This window comes from Amycolatopsis sp. EV170708-02-1, assembly GCF_022479115.1.
Classification (GTDB): Bacteria; Actinomycetota; Actinomycetes; order Mycobacteriales; family Pseudonocardiaceae; genus Amycolatopsis.
The window spans coordinates 4,823,661-4,842,363 of sequence record NZ_CP092497.1 but is presented as its reverse complement, the minus strand read 5'-3'; the positions used below and the strand labels follow the sequence as shown (position 1 = coordinate 4,842,363).

Annotated in this window: 19 protein-coding genes; 11 read left to right on the top strand and 8 right to left on the bottom strand. The window is 69.3% G+C overall.

Annotated features, from left to right (window positions below):
• The first annotated feature begins 6 nt into the window (after positions 1 to 6).
• Positions 7 to 384: an antitoxin gene (locus tag MJQ72_RS44840; RefSeq protein ID WP_315860735.1), complete on the top strand. Its 378-nt coding sequence runs from the start codon at positions 7 to 9 to the stop codon at positions 382 to 384.
• Between the two features lie 14 nt (positions 385 to 398).
• Here MJQ72_RS44840 and MJQ72_RS22070 read toward each other — a convergent pair whose 3' ends face one another.
• Genes MJQ72_RS22070 through MJQ72_RS22060 form a run of 3 tightly spaced genes read right to left on the bottom strand, consistent with a single transcriptional unit; the run spans position 399 to position 3,826 of the window.
• A complete protein-coding gene (locus MJQ72_RS22070) occupies positions 399 to 2,087 on the bottom strand; it encodes a cobaltochelatase CobT-related protein (protein WP_240592874.1) in 1,689 nt (562 codons plus the stop codon).
• A complete protein-coding gene (locus MJQ72_RS22065) occupies positions 2,084 to 3,016 on the bottom strand; it encodes an AAA family ATPase (RefSeq protein WP_240592873.1) in 933 nt (310 codons plus the stop codon). The genes MJQ72_RS22070 and MJQ72_RS22065 overlap by 4 nt, the downstream gene beginning before the upstream one ends.
• A 9-nt stretch (positions 3,017 to 3,025) precedes the next feature.
• Positions 3,026 to 3,826 (bottom strand): IclR family transcriptional regulator, encoded by an 801-nt coding sequence (locus MJQ72_RS22060; RefSeq protein ID WP_240592872.1) that lies wholly within the window; start codon positions 3,824 to 3,826, stop codon positions 3,026 to 3,028.
• 144 nt (positions 3,827 to 3,970) lie between these two features.
• Here MJQ72_RS22060 and MJQ72_RS22055 point away from each other — a divergent pair, with 144 nt between their 5' ends.
• The 4 genes from MJQ72_RS22055 to MJQ72_RS22040 all read left to right on the top strand — a co-directional run bounded on the left by MJQ72_RS22055 (position 3,971) and on the right by MJQ72_RS22040 (position 8,621).
• Entirely contained in the window at positions 3,971 to 4,261 is a 291-nt protein-coding gene (locus MJQ72_RS22055; RefSeq protein WP_240592871.1) for a thiamine pyrophosphate-binding protein, read from the top strand.
• Positions 4,258 to 5,778, top strand: a complete 1,521-nt coding sequence (gene xsc, locus MJQ72_RS22050; RefSeq protein ID WP_240592870.1) for a sulfoacetaldehyde acetyltransferase — start codon at positions 4,258 to 4,260, stop codon at positions 5,776 to 5,778. The genes MJQ72_RS22055 and xsc overlap by 4 nt, the downstream gene beginning before the upstream one ends.
• A gap of 421 nt (positions 5,779 to 6,199) precedes the next feature.
• A complete protein-coding gene (locus MJQ72_RS22045; protein WP_240592869.1) occupies positions 6,200 to 7,564 on the top strand; it encodes an aspartate aminotransferase family protein in 1,365 nt (454 codons plus the stop codon).
• A 70-nt stretch (positions 7,565 to 7,634) separates the two neighbouring features.
• A complete protein-coding gene (locus MJQ72_RS22040; protein WP_240592868.1) occupies positions 7,635 to 8,621 on the top strand; it encodes a phosphotransacetylase in 987 nt (328 codons plus the stop codon).
• A gap of 53 nt (positions 8,622 to 8,674) precedes the next feature.
• Here MJQ72_RS22040 and MJQ72_RS22035 read toward each other — a convergent pair whose 3' ends face one another.
• Positions 8,675 to 9,670 carry a YeiH family protein gene (locus tag MJQ72_RS22035; RefSeq protein ID WP_240592867.1) on the bottom strand — a complete coding sequence of 332 codons (996 nt, stop codon included), beginning with the start codon at positions 9,668 to 9,670 and terminating at the stop codon, positions 8,675 to 8,677.
• Between the two features lie 72 nt (positions 9,671 to 9,742).
• On the opposite strand from MJQ72_RS22035, the gene MJQ72_RS22030 reads away from it, so the two are divergent.
• Entirely contained in the window at positions 9,743 to 10,636 is an 894-nt protein-coding gene (locus MJQ72_RS22030) for a LysR substrate-binding domain-containing protein (protein ID WP_240592866.1), read from the top strand.
• 188 nt (positions 10,637 to 10,824) lie between these two features.
• The gene (locus MJQ72_RS22025; RefSeq protein ID WP_240601389.1) at positions 10,825 to 12,207 is read left to right on the top strand and encodes an amino acid permease; all 1,383 of its coding nucleotides are present in this window, start codon (positions 10,825 to 10,827) and stop codon (positions 12,205 to 12,207) included.
• A 24-nt stretch (positions 12,208 to 12,231) separates the two neighbouring features.
• Here the strand turns inward: MJQ72_RS22025 and MJQ72_RS22020 are convergent, their stop codons facing one another.
• Entirely contained in the window at positions 12,232 to 13,161 is a 930-nt protein-coding gene (locus MJQ72_RS22020) for an RNA polymerase sigma-70 factor (RefSeq protein WP_240601231.1), read from the bottom strand.
• Between the two features lie 163 nt (positions 13,162 to 13,324).
• Here MJQ72_RS22020 and MJQ72_RS22015 point away from each other — a divergent pair, with 163 nt between their 5' ends.
• Both MJQ72_RS22015 and MJQ72_RS22010 read left to right on the top strand, forming a co-directional pair.
• Positions 13,325 to 13,816 carry a carboxymuconolactone decarboxylase family protein gene (locus MJQ72_RS22015; RefSeq protein WP_240601230.1) on the top strand — a complete coding sequence of 164 codons (492 nt, stop codon included), beginning with the start codon at positions 13,325 to 13,327 and terminating at the stop codon, positions 13,814 to 13,816.
• A gap of 30 nt (positions 13,817 to 13,846) precedes the next feature.
• On the top strand, positions 13,847 to 14,593 hold the full coding sequence (locus MJQ72_RS22010) for an SDR family oxidoreductase (RefSeq protein ID WP_240601229.1): 747 nt from the start codon (positions 13,847 to 13,849) through the stop codon (positions 14,591 to 14,593).
• 53 nt (positions 14,594 to 14,646) lie between these two features.
• Here MJQ72_RS22010 and MJQ72_RS22005 read toward each other — a convergent pair whose 3' ends face one another.
• Complete coding sequence (locus MJQ72_RS22005; RefSeq protein ID WP_240601228.1) at positions 14,647 to 15,624, bottom strand: VCBS repeat-containing protein; 978 nt, start codon at positions 15,622 to 15,624, stop codon at positions 14,647 to 14,649.
• A gap of 95 nt (positions 15,625 to 15,719) precedes the next feature.
• Here MJQ72_RS22005 and MJQ72_RS22000 point away from each other — a divergent pair, with 95 nt between their 5' ends.
• Positions 15,720 to 16,106, top strand: a complete 387-nt coding sequence (locus tag MJQ72_RS22000) for a VOC family protein (protein WP_240601227.1) — start codon at positions 15,720 to 15,722, stop codon at positions 16,104 to 16,106.
• Here MJQ72_RS22000 and MJQ72_RS21995 read toward each other — a convergent pair.
• A complete protein-coding gene (locus MJQ72_RS21995; protein ID WP_396426974.1) occupies positions 16,103 to 17,443 on the bottom strand; it encodes an MFS transporter in 1,341 nt (446 codons plus the stop codon). The two genes, MJQ72_RS22000 and MJQ72_RS21995, sit on opposite strands and share 4 nt — an antisense overlap.
• Positions 17,444 to 17,640: 197 nt before the next feature.
• Here MJQ72_RS21995 and MJQ72_RS21990 point away from each other — a divergent pair, with 197 nt between their 5' ends.
• Entirely contained in the window at positions 17,641 to 18,204 is a 564-nt protein-coding gene (locus MJQ72_RS21990; protein WP_240601226.1) for a dihydrofolate reductase family protein, read from the top strand.
• Positions 18,205 to 18,236: 32 nt separating this feature from the next.
• Here MJQ72_RS21990 and MJQ72_RS21985 read toward each other — a convergent pair whose 3' ends face one another.
• Positions 18,237 to 18,701, bottom strand: a complete 465-nt coding sequence (locus tag MJQ72_RS21985) for a MaoC family dehydratase (protein ID WP_315860896.1) — start codon at positions 18,699 to 18,701, stop codon at positions 18,237 to 18,239.
• Between the last annotated feature and the right edge of the window lie 2 nt (positions 18,702 to 18,703).

Genomic DNA, 18,703 nt, shown 5'->3' with positions numbered 1-18,703 from the left:
GTTCTCATGGGTATCGACTTCGAAGGTATGAAGGACAAGGTCAGCGGGGAGCACGTCGACAAGGCCGCCGATTTCGCGAAATCCCGTTTCGGTGAGCACTCGGACAAGATCGACTCGGCCGCCGACAAGGCGAAGGACTACCTCGGTGAGTCCGGTGGCGGGCAGCAGAACGAAGAGCAACAGCAGGGTGGCGGTTTCGGTAACGACGCGCCCGGCGGCCAGGCAGGGAATGAATACGGCGGCGGCCAAGGCAACGAGTACGGCGGCGGCCAAGAGCAGCGCGCCGAGTTCGGCGGCGGCCAAGGCAACGAGTACGGCGGCGACCAGGGCCAGCGCGCCGAGTTCGGCGGGAACAGCGGCGAAGAGGGTGGCTACGGCCGCTGAGTCACCCGCGGCGTTCACCTCCGGGCGAGCAGTTCGAGAACATCCCGGAACGGCGCGTACCCGGATGTGACCGAGGTGTCGAGCACTCGCGAGCGGCGGTAGAAGGGGCTGAGGTCGAGGCCGACACCGACCCCACGGATCTCGACGGTGCTTTCCTCCCGCAGCACCGTTTCCCGCAGATGTTCGTCCAGGTAGTGCGGATCGTTCGCCAGGCTCGTCGCGCTGTCCATGGGGCTGCCGTCGGAGAGGACGAGCAGGATCCGGCGCGCCTCCGTTCGCGCGCGCATCCGGGAGCAGGCCCAGGCCACCGCCTCGCCGTCGATCCCTTCCCGGAACAGATCGGCTTTCAGCAGTGCGGCGAGATCCGGGCGCGCCCGGCGCCATGGTGTTCCGGCGGCCTTGAACACGAGGTGGAGCCGTTCGTTGAGCCTGCCGGGATGCCGGGGCCGTCCGGCCCGGATCCAGTCCCGCCTTGGCCTGCCCCCGTTCCAGCCGCCGGTGGTGAACCCGAGCACTTCGCAGGTCGCCCCGGCGAGTTCGATCGAGCGCGCGAAGAGGTCGACCAGCGCGGCGACGGGTTCCGCGTGCGCCGTCATCGAGCCCGAGCAGTCGATCAGGAAGGTCACGAGCGTGTCCGCCACGGGTTCGATCCGCTCGGTGCGGAAGATCCGTCGCTCGGTGGGTGAACTGATCAGCTGAGCCAGGGTCCGGCCGTCGAGCAGGCCTTCCTCCTGTGCGCCGTCCCAGCCGTCGCGTGCCGGTTCGGCGAGCACCGCCTTGAGGTCGCGTGCCAGCCGTCCCGGCCCGACGCCCTGCCTGCCGACACGCCGGTCGAGCCGCTCGCGGAGTTCGGCCAGCATCGCGGGGCGCACCAGGTCCGACGCGCGTCGCTCGCGGTCGTACGCGGTGGTGAAAACCCGGTACGCCGCACCGGATTCGCCCAACGTCCGGCTGGTTCCGGCGGTGGCCGAGGGGATCTGCTCGCCATGGCTCGTGTCGAAGTGGATCGCGAGGCTGAAGCGAGGGTCGGTGGGATCGCCTTCGTCTTCGGCTTCTCGCGCGGTTCCGGCCAGCAGCCCGCTGGTCGTCCGGGCGATCGCCAGCGCGTGTTCGGCGAACGCCTTCTGATCCGTCCGGTGCCGCCGCAAGCCGGCGAGGTCGTGGCCGAGAGACGGCGCCAAGGCGAACCGGGTCGCCTCGATCAGGTCCTCGGTCTCCTCGACCACGGGCTCGCCGGTGATCCGCGAGCGGCAGATCTGGGCCACCGTGTACAGCAGCAGCCCGCGGGCGGTCTCGGTCAGGCCGGATCGGTGGAACTCCAGTGACCAGCGGACGTGGCGAAGGCGCAGGTTCCGCCGCATCCCCGGTAGATCCGCGGGAGGGAGCGACTCGACGCGGAATTGTTCCAGCAGTTCGAAAATCCCGCGCTCGGCCGGATCACGCGGGCTCAGGCCGCGGTGCAGCGCGGCGTCCGAGGCGGTGAGGCGCAGCGCCATCCCGTCCGCGATCCCGCGTGCGGACCGCAGATCGTCGTCGGCGGACTGGCGCAGATGCGGCGCGTGCAGGGGCAGCGGTTCGCGTCCCCGATGCAGCCGCCGTGCCCGGAAATGCAGTGCCGGGTCGCCGCTGAGCGCCCGGACCGCGGCGGCGCACAGCTCCTCGACCTGGTTGCGGCGCCGGGTTTCCGCCTGCCCGGCGGTCATGCCGAGAGGAGCTGGAGCTCGTCGTCGAAGCAGCGCTGGAAGTATTCCGCCACCAGGTCGCGCTCGGCTTCGTCGCATTTGTTCACGAAGGACAGCCGGAAGGCCGTCGCCGGATCACCGAAGATCCCGATGTTCTCCGCCCAGGTGATCACCGTGCGCGGGGACATCAAAGTGGACAGATCACCGGCCTGGAAACCCTTGCGGGTCAAGGCGGCCACCGCGACCAGGGACGCCGCCAGCGATTCGGAAACACCGGGGACCCTGGCCCGCACGATCGCGATCTCCTCGGCGGCGGGCAGGTAGTTCAGCGACGCCACGATGTTCCAGCGGTCGATCTGCGCGTGGTTCAGCCGCTGCGCGCCGTGGTAGAGCCCGTTGAGGTTGCCGAGCCCGACCGTGTTGGCGGTGGCGAACAGCCGGAAGGACGGATGCGGCCGCAGCACCCGGTTCTGGTCGGTGAGGGTGAACTTGCCGTCGCGTTCGAGGACCCGCTGGAGCACGAACATCACGTCGGGTCGGCCCGCGTCGTACTCGTCGAGCACCAGCGCGACCGGCCGCTGCAAGGCCCACGGGAGGATGCCCTCCTGGAACTCGGTGACCTGCTTGCCCTCGCGCAGCACCACCGCGTCGCGGCCGACGAGGTCGAGGCGGTTGAGGTGACCGTCCAGGTTGACCCGCACGCACGGCCAGTTGAGCCGGGCGGCGACCTGTTCGATATGGGTCGACTTCCCGGTGCCGTGCAGCCCCTGCACCAGCACACGGCGGTCGTGGGTGAAGCCGGCCAGGAGCGCCAGCGTCACGTCCGGGTTGAAACGGTACGCCTCGTCGATCTCGGGGACGTGCTCGGTGCGTTCGCGGAACGCGCCGACGACGAGATCAGCATCGATGCCGAAGACGTCACGCACCGGGAGCCGTAGCTCGGGGATCATGAGAACTCCTTACGACGGAACACTTTCCGGTTCGGACCCGCCCTCGGCGTCGACGCGGCTGATCGCCTCGGCCGCGCGCTGCAGTGCTGGGAGCGTCTGCAGCGCCTTGTCCGGCGTCAGCCGCATGACGGGCGCCTGCACGGCGACGCAGAGGTTGGCGCGCCCAGGCACGAGGACCGCGACGCACACCAGACCGGGGAGGAACTCCTCGTCGTCGAGCGCGAACCTGTCCCGGCGGATGCGGGTGAACTCGGCCTCGAGCGCGTCGAGGTCGGTGAGGGTCTTGTCCGTGTACCGCTTGAGCGGCGCGTGCGCGAGCAGTTTCCGCCGCTGCGACGGGCTCATCTGCGCGAGGACCATCTTGCCGCTGGCCGAACAGTGGATCGGCACCCGGGAGCCGGGCCGGAGGTAGAACCGCAGCGGTTCCGGGGTCTCGACCCGGTCGAGGTACACGATTTCGTTGCCCGACAAGGTGGTCACGTTGCAGCTCTCGCCGAGTTCGTCGACGAGGTGGCTCAGGACGGCGTGCCGGGCGCCGTGGTGGGTCGCGTTGAGGAGCAGGTTCTCCGCGAGCCGGCGCAGCCGGTGGCCGGTGCCGTAGTGGCGCCCGTCGGCCTGCCGGATCAGCAGGCCCGCCCCTTCCAGCTGCTGCAGCATGCGGTGCAGGGTCGGTTTCGGCAGGCCGGTCTCCTCGACGAGGCCCTGCAGGGAGACCAGCTGATCCTTGGCGGCGATCAGCTCGAGCAGGGAGAACAGCCGCATGGTCGGCGTGTCCCCGTTGATCGGATCGGGTTCGCGAAGCAGCTCCATGTTTCGAAAAGTAGCACAGGGCGTCTCGATTTTCAGAATCCGACGTTGACGCTGGGCGTCGGCGGACCTATCGTCGACCGCATCCTGATTTCAGGAACGCCACGTATCGATTTTTGTAAATCTCGCCTGTCGAAGGAGCGGAACATGACGGAACGGAAGACGGGTGACGGCCGCGCGGTCGTCAGCGGCCGGAAGAAGATGACCCCGTCCGAGGCCTTCGTCGAGACGCTCGTGGCGAACGGCGTCACCGACATCTTCGGCATCATGGGGTCGGCGTTCATGGACGCGATGGACATCTTCGCGCCGGCGGGCATCCGGCTGGTACCGGTCGTGCACGAACAGGGCGCCGGGCATATGGCCGACGGCTACGCCCGGGTGAGCGGCAGGCACGGCGTCGTCATCGGGCAGAACGGCCCGGCATCAGCAACTGCGTGACCGCGATCGCGGCCGCGTACTGGGCGCACAGCCCGGTCGTGATCGTGACGCCGGAGGCGGGCACCATGGGCACCGGGCTCGGCGGCTTCCAGGAGGCCAACCAGCTGCCGATGTTCCAGGAGTTCACCAAGTACCAGGGGCACGTCAACAACCCGAAGCGGATGGCCGAGTACACCGGCCGCTGCTTCGACCGGGCCCACTCGGAACTCGGCCCGACGCAGCTCAACATCCCGCGCGACTTCTTCTACGGCGAGATCGAGGCCGAGATCCCCGAACCCGCCCGCCTCGACCGCGGCCCCGGCGGCGAGCGGAGCCTCGACGAGGCCGCCGCGCTGCTGGCCACGGCGGAGTTCCCGGTGATCATCTCCGGTGGCGGCGTGGTGATGGCCGACGGCGTCGAGGAGTGCAAGGCGCTCGCGGAACGCCTCGGTGCGCCGGTGGTGAACAGCTACCTGCACAACGACTCGTTCCCGGCGAGCCACCCGCAGTGGTGCGGGCCGCTGGGGTACCAGGGTTCCAAGGCCGCGATGAAGCTCATCTCGCAGGCGGACGTCGTGATCGCGCTCGGCTCGCGGCTCGGCCCGTTCGGCACCCTGCCGCAGCACGGCATGGACTACTGGCCCAAGGACGCGAAGATCATCCAGATCGACGCGGACCACAAGATGCTCGGCCTGGTCAAGAAGATCACCGTCGGCATCTGCGGTGACGCCAAGGACGCGGCGGTCGCGCTGACCAAGCGGCTCGCGGACCGCGCGCTCGCCTGTGACTCTACAAAGGACGCTCGCGCGGCGAAGATCAAGGCGGAGAAGGACGCGTGGGAGGCCGAGCTCGACGCCTGGACCCACGAGACCGACCCGTTCAGCCTCGACATGATCGCCGAACAGGAGGGCGAGGAGGGCAACTGGCTGCACCCGCGGGAAGTGTTGCGGGAGCTGGAGAAGGCCATGCCGCCGCGGGTGATGGTGTCGACCGACATCGGCAACATCAACTCGGTCGCGAACAGCTATCTGCGGTTCGAGGAGCCACGCAGCTTCTTCGCGCCGATGAGTTTCGGCAACTGCGGGTACGCGCTGCCGACCATCATCGGCGCCAAGGCCGCGGCGCCCGACCGGCCCGCGATCTCCTACGCCGGCGACGGCGCGTGGGGGATGAGCATGGGCGAGATCATGACCGCGGTCCGCCACGACATCCCGGTCACCGCCGTGGTGTTCCACAACCGGCAGTGGGGCGCGGAGAAGAAGAACCAGGTCGACTTCTACAACCGCCGGTTCGTCGCGGGCGAGCTGGAGAGCGAGAGCTTCGCGGGGATCGCCAAGGCCATGGGCGCGGAAGGCATCGTCGTGGAGAAACTCGACGAGGTCGGCCCCGCGTTGCAACGTGCCGTCGAGGCGCAGATGAACGAGGGCAAGACCACCGTCGTCGAGATCATGTGCACCCGCGAGCTGGGTGACCCGTTCCGCCGCGACGCGCTGTCCAAGCCGGTGCGTTTCCTGGAGAAGTACAAGGACTACGTGTAGGTCGCCTACGGGACGGTGCGGCGGGGAGGTCTCGGTACGACCACCCCGACCCGCCGCGCACCGCCGCCCTGCCCGTTTGCACTACATGAAGGCCCCCTTCCTTGCGTCCAGCGCAAGGAAGGGGGCCTTCATGTAGTCGGCAAGGAGGCCTTCACGGACCGGGTGTTCTCTGGCAGCACCGAGCGTCGCGAAAGCCACTTTCGGGACATCTGACGTCGCGAAAGCCGCTTTCGCGACGCCTTCGACCCCCTGCCCGCGAGGACCACGCGTCCCGGGGTGAAGGGAAGCCGGCGTGAACCCTCGAGGCGAGAGTCCCTGGCAGCCAACTGGACCCATCGAACGCCGCCGCTCTGGTGCTGGGCCGGTGCCAGCCGGGTTGCGAAAGTCAAAGCACAGACTCGTGTCTCGAAGGAGGTCTCCGGTGGACGTCACCCAGCTGCGAGCGCAGGCTCGACGGCATCTCGGCCCGCACTTCACCCGCAAGGACACCTGGGCCTCGGATTTCCCGGTGTTCGTACGCGGCGAGGGAAGCTACCTGATCGACACCGAAGGACGCCGTCATCTCGACGGGCTCGCCGGGCTCTTCTGCGTCAACATGGGCCACGGACGGGCCGACATCGCCGCGGCCGCGGCCGACCAGGTCGGCACCCTGGCCTACGCGAGCAACTGGGGTTCGGCGCACACGCCCGCGATCGAAGCCGCCACGCTGCTGGCCGAACTGGCGCCGGGCGACCTCGGGACGACGTTCTTCGTCAACTCCGGCTCGGAGGCGGTCGAAACCGCGCTGAAGTTCGCCCGGCAGTATCACCGCAGCCAGGGCAACCCCGAGCGGACGAAGATCATCAGCCGGGACATGGCCTACCACGGCACCACCATCGGCGCCCTCTCGGTGACCGGGCTCGCGAAGATCAAGGAGCCCTTCGGTCCGCTCATGCCCGGCGTTCGGCACGTGCCGAACACGTTGGGACTGCTGGGAGACTGCGGGCCGGCGTCCGAATTGGACTGTGTCGCGGCGATCGAGCGGGTCATCCTCGAAGAAGGGCCGGAGACCATCGCGGCGCTGTTCGCCGAGCCGGTGCAGAACGGCCGCGGCGCACTGGTCCCGCCGAAGGGATACTGGCCCGCTTTGCGCGCACTGTGCGACAAGTACGGCATCCTGCTCGTCTCGGACGAGGTCATCTGCTCGTTCGGCAGGCTCGGGCACTGGTTCGGGCACGGGCTCACCGGCGTCGTGCCGGATCTGATCACCTTCGCCAAGGGGTCGACGTCGGGGTACGCGCCGCTCGGCGGGGTGATCGTGCGCGAGAAGCTGGTCACCGAGCTGTACGACTCCCCGAAGGGCGGCGTCTTCACCCACGGCGCCACCTGGGGCGGGCATCCCGTCGCCACCGCCGTCGCGGTCGCGAACCTCACCGCGATGCGGGACGAGAACGTGCTCGGCAACGTGCTCGCCGAGGGGCCGGAACTGTTCGCCGCGCTGAACTCCCTCAAGTCCGCGCACCGCTGCGTCAAGGACGTCCGCGGCACCGGGTTCTTCTACGCGATCGAGCTGATGGCCGACCGTGACAGTGGCCGGGAGCTGACCGAGGCGGAGTCGCTGAAGGTGCTTCGCGAGGTGCTCCCGGAGGCGTTCCGGCGCACGGGCGTCATCCTCCGCGGCGACGATCGCGGCGCGACGATGCTGATGATCTCCCCGCCGCTGGTCGCCGATCGCGAGGTGCTCACCGAGCTGCTCCACGGCGTCGACGCGATGCTCAACGACGTCGAGAAGGCCGTCCAGCCCTGAATCAGCCCTTTTCACCCGGTGGGGGTCGCCGTCTTCCGGCGGCCCCCGCTTCGTACGCGGAGGTACTTCGATGAGCCTGACCACCGAGGTCACGCCGGACGCGACGCTCGACAGATGGCGAAAGGCACTGTGCGGCCGGAACCTCCGCGTCGCCTTGCCGGACGGGGACGACGAGCGCGCCGTCCAAGCCGCGCTGGCGCTCCGGGGCGAAGGGGTCGTGCGGCCGTTGCTCTTCGGCGACGGGGCGCGCCTGCGCGCGGCGGGCGCCACGGAAGACTTGATCGTGGACGTCGCGGACGCACTCGCCGACGACCGGACCGAGGCCGCGCTGGCGGCGGGATTCGCCCGTCATCCGGAAAGGCTCGCCGACGCTCGGCGTGATCCGGTGTTCGTGGCGGCCGCCGCCCTGCGAGCGGGCAACGTGGACGCCTGCGTCGCCGGGGCGACCCGGCCGACCGCCGACGTCCTACGGGCGGGGCTGCGGGTCGTGGGCCTCGCCCCGGGTGTGTCCACTTTGAGCAGTTGCTTCTTGTTGCTGCTCCCGGACGGGCGACGGCTGACCTTCTCGGACTGCGCGGTGGTGCCCGAGCCGGGTGCCGCGCAGCTGGCGGACATCGCCCTTGCCGCCGCGGCGACCCACCGTGGCCTGACCGGCGAGGACCCCGTCGTCGCGATGCTGTCGTTCAGCACGCAGGGGAGCGCCGACCATCAGCGGGTGGCCGTCGTCCGCGAGGCGACTTCGCTGGTGCGGCAGCGGGAACCCGGTCTTCCCGTGGACGGCGAGCTGCAGTTCGACGCCGCGTTGGTGGCGTCGATCGCGGCGGCCAAGGCGCCCGGTTCCGCGGTCGCCGGCCGCGCGAACGTCCTCGTGTTCCCGAACCTGGACGCGGGCAACATCGGCTACAAGATCGCCGAACGGCTAGGGGGAGCCGTCGCGCTCGGCCCGATCCTCCAGGGCCTCGCGGCGCCGCTCAACGACCTCTCGCGCGGCTGCTCGGCGTCCGACATCGAGACGCTCGCGCTGCTGACCGCCGTCCAAGCCCTGGACGTTCCGTGAAGGCCTCCTTGAGGGACCCAGAGTCCCTCAAGGAGGCCTTCACGGAACGCGAGCTAGCCGAGCAGGGCGAGGGTGACGTAGGCGATGGTGCCGACGAGCAGCGTGGAGAGCAGGCCGAGCAGCAGCGCCCGGCCACCGGTGCGGACCAGGGTGCCGATCCGGACCGCGCAGCCCAGCCCGAAGAGCGCTCCCGCCAGCAGCAGCGTGCAGACCACTTTGGCGACGTCGAGCGCCACGCCGGGCAGGATCCCGGTGCTCCGCACCACCACCATCGCCAGGAAGCCGAGGACGAACAACGGGACCAGCGGGGCACGCTTCCCCGCGGCGGACGGACGGCGCCGTCGTTCGTGCACGCTGACCGCGGCGACCATCGGCGCCAGCAGGACGACCCGGCTCAGCTTCACCACCACGGCGACCGCGACGGCGGCGGTCCCGGCCGGGGTGGCGGCCGCGACGACCTGGGCGACCTCGTGCACGCCCAACCCGGCCCAGCCGCCGATCCGCAGCGCGTCTATCCCCAGCCAGCCGCCGATGAGCGGGACCGCCGCGATCGCCAGGCCGCCGTAGAAGGTCACCAGGGCGACCGCGGTCGCGACGTCGGAGTCCTCACGTTCGACGACCCCTTCCATCGCCGCGATCGCCGACGCGCCACAGATCGAGAAACCGGTCGCGACCAGCATCGCGAGCCCGCGCGGAACACCGATCAGCCTGCCGAGCCCGATAGTGCCGAGGAATGTGAGGCCGACCGTCAGCACCACGGCGAGCAGCGTGCCGGGGCCGAGGGAAAGCACCGAAGGGAGCGCGAGTTGCAGACCGAGAAGGACGACACCGGCGCGCAGGAGCTTCTTCGTCACCTTCGCGATCGCTTGCCGGGTGCCGTCCGAGAGCACCGGCAGCGAGCCGGCGAGCACCCCGAGCACGACCGCGAGGGTGAGCGCGCTCAGTACCGGAACGGCTGTGCTCAGCAGGTACGCGACGGCCACACCGAGGGCGGTGACGGCCAGACCGGTGAGGTGCGGCTTCGTTCGCCGCGCAGACGTGGTGCTCATACCGATGAGCGTCGTCCGGAATGGACGGCGTCGGTAGCCGGGAGAACGGCGGGTAGGTCATGCACTTTGGCTATGACAGCGCCGGAGCTGGACTCCTTGCGCCTGCTCGTCCTGGTCGGCGAACTGGGCAGCATCGGCCAGGCCGCGGCCACCCTCGGGATGACCCGGCCGTCGGCGGGCAAGCGATTGTCCTTTGTGGAACGGAAGCTGGGGCTGGTGCTGGTGGACCGCACCCGTCGCGGTTCCGCGCTCACCCCGGACGGCCGGGTGATCGCGGGCCGGGCACGGCGTGTCCTCGCCGAACTCGACGGACTGCTCGACGGCGCCGAAGCCCTGCGGACCCGGCACGAGACCGGGCTCCGGATCGCGGCGAGCATGACGCTGGCCGAGCACCTGGTGCCGCGCTGGATCGGCGAGCTCAACCGCGCGCACCCCGGCCTCCGCCTCGGCCTCGAGGTCACGAATTCGGATCGGGTCGCCGAACTGGCCCGTGAGGACACGATCGACATCGGTTTCGTCGAATCGCTCGGCCCTTTCGCCGGGCTCACGTCGCGAAAGGTCGCCGTGGACCATCTCGTGGTCGTGGTCGCCGGCACCCACCCGTGGGCACGCGAACGCCGTCCGCTCACCCCGGCGGAGCTGGCTGCCACGCCGCTCGTGGTGCGGGAACACGGCTCCGGAACCAGGGAGACCGTCGGCGCCGCGTTGCGCGAGGCAGGCGTGGGGCCGGTGAAACCGTTGCTGGAACTGGGTTCCGCGTCCGCCGTCCGCAGCGCCGTGATCGCGGGCGCGGGCCCCGCGGTGATCAGCGCCTTGGACGTCGCGGACCACGAGCTCGTGCCCGTCGCGGTGCAGGGTGTCGACTTCGGACGGGTGTTGCGCGCGGTCTGGCCGGAGGGACGGCGTCTCACCGGCCCGGCGGCGGAACTGCTGGCCTTGGCCGTGCGCCCCTCGTCCCGAGGGTGATCTGGACCCCTTTCCCACATCGTAACTGGCACTCGCCCCTGGCCCGACTTGTTCCTACGGTGACCGGAACCACAATGGAGCTCCCAGCGCCACCGCTCCGGCGGTGCGTGCGAGAAGGAGGAGACGTGACTTCAACGTCCGGTCCGGCACAGGGCAACGGCCTGAAACCAGGGCTCAAACAGCGACATATGAACCTGATCGCCCTCGGCGGCGTCATCGGAGCCGGGTTGTTCGTCGGCAGCGGCGTGGTCATCCAATCGGCGGGCCCGGCGGCGGTGGTCTCCTTCCTCATCGCCGGTCTGATCACCGTGCTCATCATGCGCATGCTCGCGGAGATGACGATCGCCAAACCCGCGCTCGGGTCGTTCTACGTCTACGCCAGGGAAGCGCTCGGCAACCGCGCGGGCTTCGCCGTCGGCTGGATGTACTGGTACTTCTTCGTCATCGTCGTGGCGGTCGAAGCCGTCGCGGGCGGCCGGATCCTGCAGCTGTGGGTACCCGACGTGCCACTCTGGGTGCTCAGTCTCGGCCTGCTCCTGATCCTCACCGGTACCAACATGGTTTCGGCGCGGTCGTATGGCGAGTTCGAGTACTGGTTCTCTTCGATCAAGGTCGTCGCGATCGTCGTGTTCCTGGTCGTCGGCGCCTTGTACCTGTTCGGTTTCTGGCCGGGTGCCAACGGCGGGCTGACGAATCTGGTGTCCCACGGCGGGTTCGCGCCACTCGGGATCGGGGCGGTGCTCGCGGCGGTGGTGCCGTGCATCGGTTTCTACACCGGCGCGGAGATCGTCACCATCGCCGCCGCCGAGTCCGCGGAGCCGAAGAAGGCGATCGCGAAGGCCATGCGCTCGATCATCTTCCGCGTGGTGCTGTTCTACGTCGGTTCCGTGTTCCTCGTCGTCGCGATCAAGTCCTGGGACGATCCGGCGACCGCGGTCAGCCCGTACGCGGCGGTGCTGGAGGTGCTCGGCATCCCGGCCGTGGCGACGATCATGAACGCGATCGTCCTGACCGCGGTGCTCTCGTGCCTGAACTCGGCCCTGTACACCTCGTCGCGGATGTTGTTCGCGCTCACCAGCAACGGCGACGCGCCGAAGGCGTTCACCCGGCTCTCCGGCAGCGGCGTGCCGAGGCGCGCGATCCTGGCCGGGACGGTCATCGGCTACATCTCCGTGATCGCCGCGTACACCTCGCCGGACCTGATCTTCCAGTTCCTGGTCAACTCCTACGGCGCCGTCGCGCTGTTCGTGTACCTCGCGATCGCGCTCGCGCAGGTGCGGCTCCGCCGCCGGCTGGAGCGGGAGGACCCGGACAAGCTCACGCTCAAGATGTGGCTGTTCCCGTGGTTGAGCTACGCGACCATCGCGCTGATGGGCGCCGTGATCCTGGCGATGGCGCTGCTGCCGTCGACGCGCTCGCAGTTCTGGCTGAGCGCGGTGACGCTCGTCCTGATCCTCATCGGGTTCGAGATCCGCAGGCGGCGCGGCAAGCCGGCGGCGACCGTTCCGGCCGCGCCCGTCGATCCCGTCCCGGACGAACCCACGCGCGCCCCGGCCACTGTCCGGGAGTGACCCTGGGCGGGCCGAAAGCGTCCTTCACCGCATCCGACGCGGTGAAGGACGCTTTCGGCTCACGGTGATTTCCCTTGCCACGCTTGAGAGTTTCTCGGGATTGCGGACATGGTAGGCGCCGGTGACACAGCCGTTCTCGACTCGCACCGCCAGCACGCCGTCGATCTCTCCGCCGACCCGGATGAGCAGGCCGGGCCCGCCGTTCACCTCGACCGGTTCGACGGTCCTTTCCGCCTCGCGTTTCCACCATCCGACGGCCAGCAGGCGGGCGACGTTGTCCGCGCCCACGATCGGCCGCAGGAGCGCGTGTTTGACCCCGCCACCGTCGCTGAGGGCGACGACGTCCGGCGCGAGGATGTCGAGCAGGCCCTGCAGATCGCCGGTTTCCACCGCTTTCCGGAACGCCTGGAGCGCGGCCCGGTGTTCGGCAGGGGATCCGGTGCCGCGTGGCTTGCGCGCGGCGACGTGGGCCCGCGCGCGATGAGCGATCTGGCGTACGGCGGCGGGAGTCTTGTCGACGGCCTGGGCGATTTCGTCGTAGTCGACGGCGAAAACCTCCCGTAGCACGAAGACCGCCCGTTCGGTCGGCGCGAGTGTCTCCAGCACGAGCAGCATCGCCATCGAAACGTTCGCGGCCAGTTCGACGTCCTCGGCCACGTCCGGTGTGGTCAGCAGCGGTTCCGGCAGCCACGGGCCGACGTAGGACTCCTTGCGGCGGCCGAGCGTCCGCAGCCGTTTGAGCGCCTGCCGCGTGGTGATCCGGACCAGGAACGCGCGCGGATCCAGCACCGTGTCGAACGCGACGCCCGACCAGCGCAGCCAGGTCTCCTGCAAGACGTCCTCGGCGTCGGTGGCCGAGCCGAGCATCTCGTAGGCCACGGTGAACAGCAGATTGCGATGGGCCACAAAGGTTTCGGTCGCCGGATCCAAGGCGCTCCCGTGTCGTTCGGTCATCACTGTTCCCCCTGTTCGTGGTTCCCCTTACGATCCCGGCCGCCGCCGGTTTGTGACACCCGGGAGTGGTGGCCTGCGCCACACGGCGGGCTTGTCACATCGGGCCGGTCGCCGGGATCTCTTGCTCGTCACCACACGACATCACGAGTGAGGAAGTCCGATCATGTCCACCACAAAGGGCCCGCGGTCGCGGATGCCCAACCCGCTCCCGTTCGTTCCCGAGCTGGCGGAAGTCGGCGCCGGCCTGCACCAGGTCATCAAGAACGGCACCATTCCCACCACCACCGTCAGTCTGGTGCACCTGCGCGCCGGGCAGCTGCTCGGCAGTACGTACTTCGTCGTCCGTGAGACGCGCGCGCTGCGAGAGCTCGGGGAATCCGAGGAGCGGATCACCTCCGTGGTCACCTGGCACGACGCGACCTGTTTCACCGATGCCGAACGGGTCGCGCTGGAGCTGGTGGAAGCCGTCTTCACCGCCAACCCGTCGGGGGAGCGCGTTCCCGACGAGCTGTACGCCAGGGCGTCCGCGCGCTACGACGACAAGGCGCTCTGGACGCTCGTCATGGTCATCGCCCACATCGGGTTCTTCGCCCCCGCCGCGCTCATCGCGAAGCCGATCCCGGGGATGCCGCCCGGCCGGAACTACACCGACTGACCCCTTCTGCATTCACGAAAGGCTTGAACCATGAGCAAGTTCGCAGTCGCGGGAGCGACAGGGCGGCTGGGACGGCACGTCGTCGACGTCCTCACCGAACGCGCGCACGAAGTCGTCCCGATGTCCCGGGCCACCGGCGTCGACATCATCACCGGTGAGGGGCTCGCCGAGGCGCTCTCCGGGGTGGACGTCATCATCGACGTCGCTTCGTGGCACGCTTCCGACCAGGAAGCGGCGACGGAGTTCTTCCGCACCTCGGCCCGCAATCTGCACGAGGAAGGCAGGCGGGCCGGAGTCTCCCTGATCGCCGCGGCGTCCATCATCGGCGTCGACAACGCCACCACCGGTTTCCTCGCCGCCAAGAAGGAACACGAGGAGCTCCTCCTGGCAGGGCCGCTCCCGGTTCGCCTCCTGCGGGCCGCTCAGTTCCACGAGTTCGTGCTTCAGCTGCTGGAGTGGCGGCGGGACGGCGTCGCCTATGTTCCGTCGATGCCCACTCAGCTCGTGGCCTGCCGCGCCGTTGCCGAGGAACTGGCCGATCTGGCGGCCGCTCCGGCCGCACCGGGAACCCCGATTCCCGAGATCGCCGGGCCACGCGAGGAGATCATGGCGGAGGCGGCCCGGCTCGCCGGCGCCGCCCGGGGGATCGAGGTCGTCGGCGTCGACGGTGCGGACGTGCCCGACGGCGAGATCGCCGCCAAGGGCGGGTTCCTGCCCGGCCCGCACGCCAAGCTGGCCGGGCCCACCTTCCAGGAGTGGCTCGAAACCCGATCCTGACCGGATCCGGCCGGATGTCACCGCAGGCATCCGGCCGGGCTCTCGCGTTCCGGCTACTGCGAGCGGAGCACCCAGACGTCGTTGGCGTTCACCGCGACGAGGTCCGCGTCGCCATCCCCGTCGACGTCGGCCGTGAGCGTCTCCTTCGTGCCGAAGAAGGCGCCCGCGTACCACGATTCCGGCGGGGAATAGCTCGTCCCGGTGGAGCGCATCACCTGCACGTCCGTGTCGTTGACCGCGATGAGGTCGGCGTCGCCATCGGCGTCGATATCCGCGGTGAGGGTCTTTTTGCCGCCGTGGAAAGGAGTCGCCGACCACGACACCGGGGTGTCGAACCAGCGGTTCGCGGTGCCTGCCACGACTCTGGTGCCGCCGGCGTCGACGAGGATGAGGTCGGCCTTGCCGTCACCCGTCGCGTCGGCCGCCAGGGTCGCCTTCCCGCCGCGGATGGGCGGTGCCCAGGCGGTCAAGGGCAGGGTCTTGGTGCCGTCCGACCTCGCCGCCAGGGTGACCTGGCTGAACAGGCCGATCACGTCGGTGTCGCCGTCGCCGTCCAGATCCGCGGCCAGATTCCCGTAGTCACCGGCGATGTAGTTGTTCAGCCACTGCGTGGGCGTCCCGAAACGGTCCACGCCATACCAGTCGGTGATCGACTTCGCGACGAAGATGCCTTGCGGTGTCGAGGGTGTGGGCAGCCGGACGGCGATGGCGTCGGCGCGACCATCGTTGTCCATGTCGCCGACGAAGTTGGCGTTGCCGTTGAAGCCACTGCTCAGGAAGTCGCCTGCGCCCCAGTTCTGCTGTGGCTGGAAGGCCGAACCGTTCGACCGCATCACGTAGCACCCGTACAGATAGGTGTTGTAGCTGACCAGATCGTCCTTGCCGTCGCCATCGACGTCCCCCGCCATGACCGCGACCTGCGCCGTGAACGGTCCGGCCGACCACTGTTCCGGTACGCCCGAGGCCGCCGCCGGCGGGGCGAGGATCAGGGTGAGCAGACCGGCCACACCGGCCATCACCAAAGCACGCATCACGTCCCCTTCGTGTCGGCTTGCAGTACTCAAGTCGTGACGAACCGTGAAACGTTACTTGACCTCCAGCGAACTCGAGGTGTCATGGTGCTTTCATGACAGTGCAGCTGAATCACACCATCATCAACGCCACCGACCGGGCCGCGACGGCGGCCTTCCTGGTCTCGATCCTGGGACTGCCCGAGCCGGCCGAATTCGGCCCGTTCCTGGTGGTCCAGACCGGCAACGGGGTCTCGCTCGATGTCATGCACAGCACCGAGGAGTTCTCCAAACAGCACTACGCGTTCCTGGTCGAGGAGGACGAGTTCGACACGATCTTCGGGCGGATCCGCGAAGGAGGTGTGCCGTATTGGGCCGGGCCGGGGCATAGCGGCGCGGGGGAGATCAACACCAATGACGGCGGCCGGGGTGTCTACTTCGACGATCCGGACGGTCACGTGCTGGAGATCCTCACCCGGCCGTACGGATCCGGCGCCTCCTAGGGTTGCCCGGAATTCAGGTCCGCACCACGGGTTTCGCGGCTGAGGAGCAGGGCGACGACGGTGACGGCGATCGTGCCCACGAGGTACAGCACGACCGCCGTGGGGCCCTGCTTTTCGGCCAGCCACACCGCGATGAGCGGCGCCGGCGCACCGGCGATGATCGAAGATCCTTGGAAGACCAGGGAAGCCCCGGCGAAACGGCGGCGCGTGGGGAAGAGTTCGGCGATCCAAGCCGCTTCCGGCCCCGCGAGGAGCCCGTGCAGCGCGGCGCCGACACCGACGCCGAGGTAGAGCAGGGGCAGATTGTCGGCCTGGACGATCGCGAAGAAGACCGGCGCCCAGACCGCGAGGCCGAGCGCGGGGACCAGCATGGCGATCCGCCGCCCGACGCGGTCGGACCAATGGCCGCCGGCGAGCATCCCCACGAACTGCAGCAGCGACCCGATGGCGACGGCGAGGAGCACGTCGGATTTGTCGTAGCCGAAAGTCTTCGTGGCATAAGCGACCACGAAGACGGTGTAGACGTAGAAGGCCACGTTTTCGCCCAGCCGCACGCCGAGGCCGCGCAGGACGGGGCCGGGGTGGGCGAGGGTTTCGAGGATGCTCGACCGTTCCCGGACGGTGTCCGCGGATGCCCGTGCCTGTGCTTCCTGGAACACCGGCGACTCGTCGATGCGCCGCCGGATCCAGAAGCCGACGACCAGCAGCGGGATCGCGAACAGGAACCCGACCCGCCATCCCCACTGGTCGAAGGCGCTGTCGGGGAGTACCAAGGCGATCCCGCCGACCACGGCCGTGGCCAGCACCGTGCCCAGCGGCGCTCCCGCCTGCGGCCACGCCGACCAGAAACCGCGCCGTTTCGGGCTCCCGTATTCGCTGACCATCAGCACCGCCGCGCCGAACTCGCCGCCGAGGGCGAATCCCTGGATCAGCCGCAGCACGACGAGCGAGATCGTCGCCCCGATCCCGACCTGCGAATAGGTGGGGAGCAGCCCGATCGCGGAGGTCGACAACCCGAGCAGCAGGAAAGTGGTCACCAGCATGGGTTTGCGCCCGAGGCGGTCGCCGAGATGCCCGAAGACGATGCCGCCGATCGGGCGGGCGACGAAGCCGAGCCCTTGCGTCGCCAGCGCCAGCAGCAACTGGGCGAACCCGTTGCCGCCGGGGAAGAACAGCGGGCCGAGCACCGTGGCCGCCAGGATTCCGTAGAGCGCGAAGTCGTACCACTCGAGAACGGCGCCCGCGGTACTGCCCGCCAGTACCCGCCGGAACGCCGACCGGCTGACACCGCTGGACCTCGAATCGGCCGTTTCGGGCGAGGCGGGCACGTTCGTCACTTTCGCTCCTCGTCGAGTCGACCGGTTCGGCAAGGTGTCCGATAATCGGACGTCCCATGACGCTATTCGAACACGTAGGAACATAGACCGCGCCGGCCGGATCGCGCAATCGTCGATGTCGAGGCGGCCCGGACGGCTCCGACTCTTCAGTGAAAGCGCCCGGACAGTGGCGCCACGGAGACGAAGGAGGCCTTGCGATGAGCAAGGTGGTGCTGGATGTGTCGATGTCGCTGGACGGTTTCACCGCCGGGCCGAACGTGCGGGCCGAGGAGCCGATGGGGGACGGCGGTGAGCGGCTGCACGAGTGGATGGCCGGGGAGGGCGCCGACGCGCGTGCCGTCGAGGAGGTGAACGCGATCGTCGGAGCCACCGTGATCGGGCGGCGCACCTTCGAACTCGGCCTGCGGCCGTGGGGTGGCACGCCGTGGCCCGGCATACCGGGCTTCGTGGTCACTCATCGGATCAGGGAAGGCTTCCGCGGCGACAACGGCGGGACGTTCGCCTTCGACGGGCTGGAGGCGGCGGTCCGGCGCGCCAAGGACGCCGCGGGGGACAAGGACGTCCTGGTGATGGGCGCGGACGTCGCCGGGCAACTGCTCGGCGCGGGCCTGCTCGACGAGGTCCATCTCCACCTCGCCCCGGTGCTGCTGGGGCAGGGGACCGGCCTGTTCGCCGGGCGCGGTGGTGAGTTGATCCCGGAGGGTGAACCCGTCGCGGGGATCGCCACTCACCTGAGGTTTCGTGTCGCGGGCGGCTCGTGAGTGTTGAGGACGGTTCTAACCGTCCCCAACACTCACGAGGGGGAGCGGTAGTAGCGCGTGACCGACTCCGCGACACAGGCAGGCTTGCCCGAGCCGTCCAGCTCGAAGGTGAACGCGCGCACCATCTGCACGCCGCCGCGCGGCACGGCCGTCACTTCCGCCACCGACGCGTGCAACCGCACCCGGCCGCCGACCGGGACCGGCGCGGGGAACCGGACCTTGTTGAGCCCGTAGTTCAACGCCATGCCGACGCCGGTGACGCGCAGCAGTTCGGCGAACATCGGGATGCCCCAGCTCAAGGTCAGGTAGCCGTGGGCGATCGTGCCGCCGAAGGGCCCCGTCGCGGCGCGAACCGGGTCGGTGTGGATCCATTGGCCGTCACCGGAAACCTCGGCGAAGGTGTCGATGACGTCCTGCGTCACCGTCCGCCAGGCCGACATGCCCAGATCGCGGCCTTCGAGAGCCAGGATCTCCTCGATGCCGTTCGCGGTGATCACCG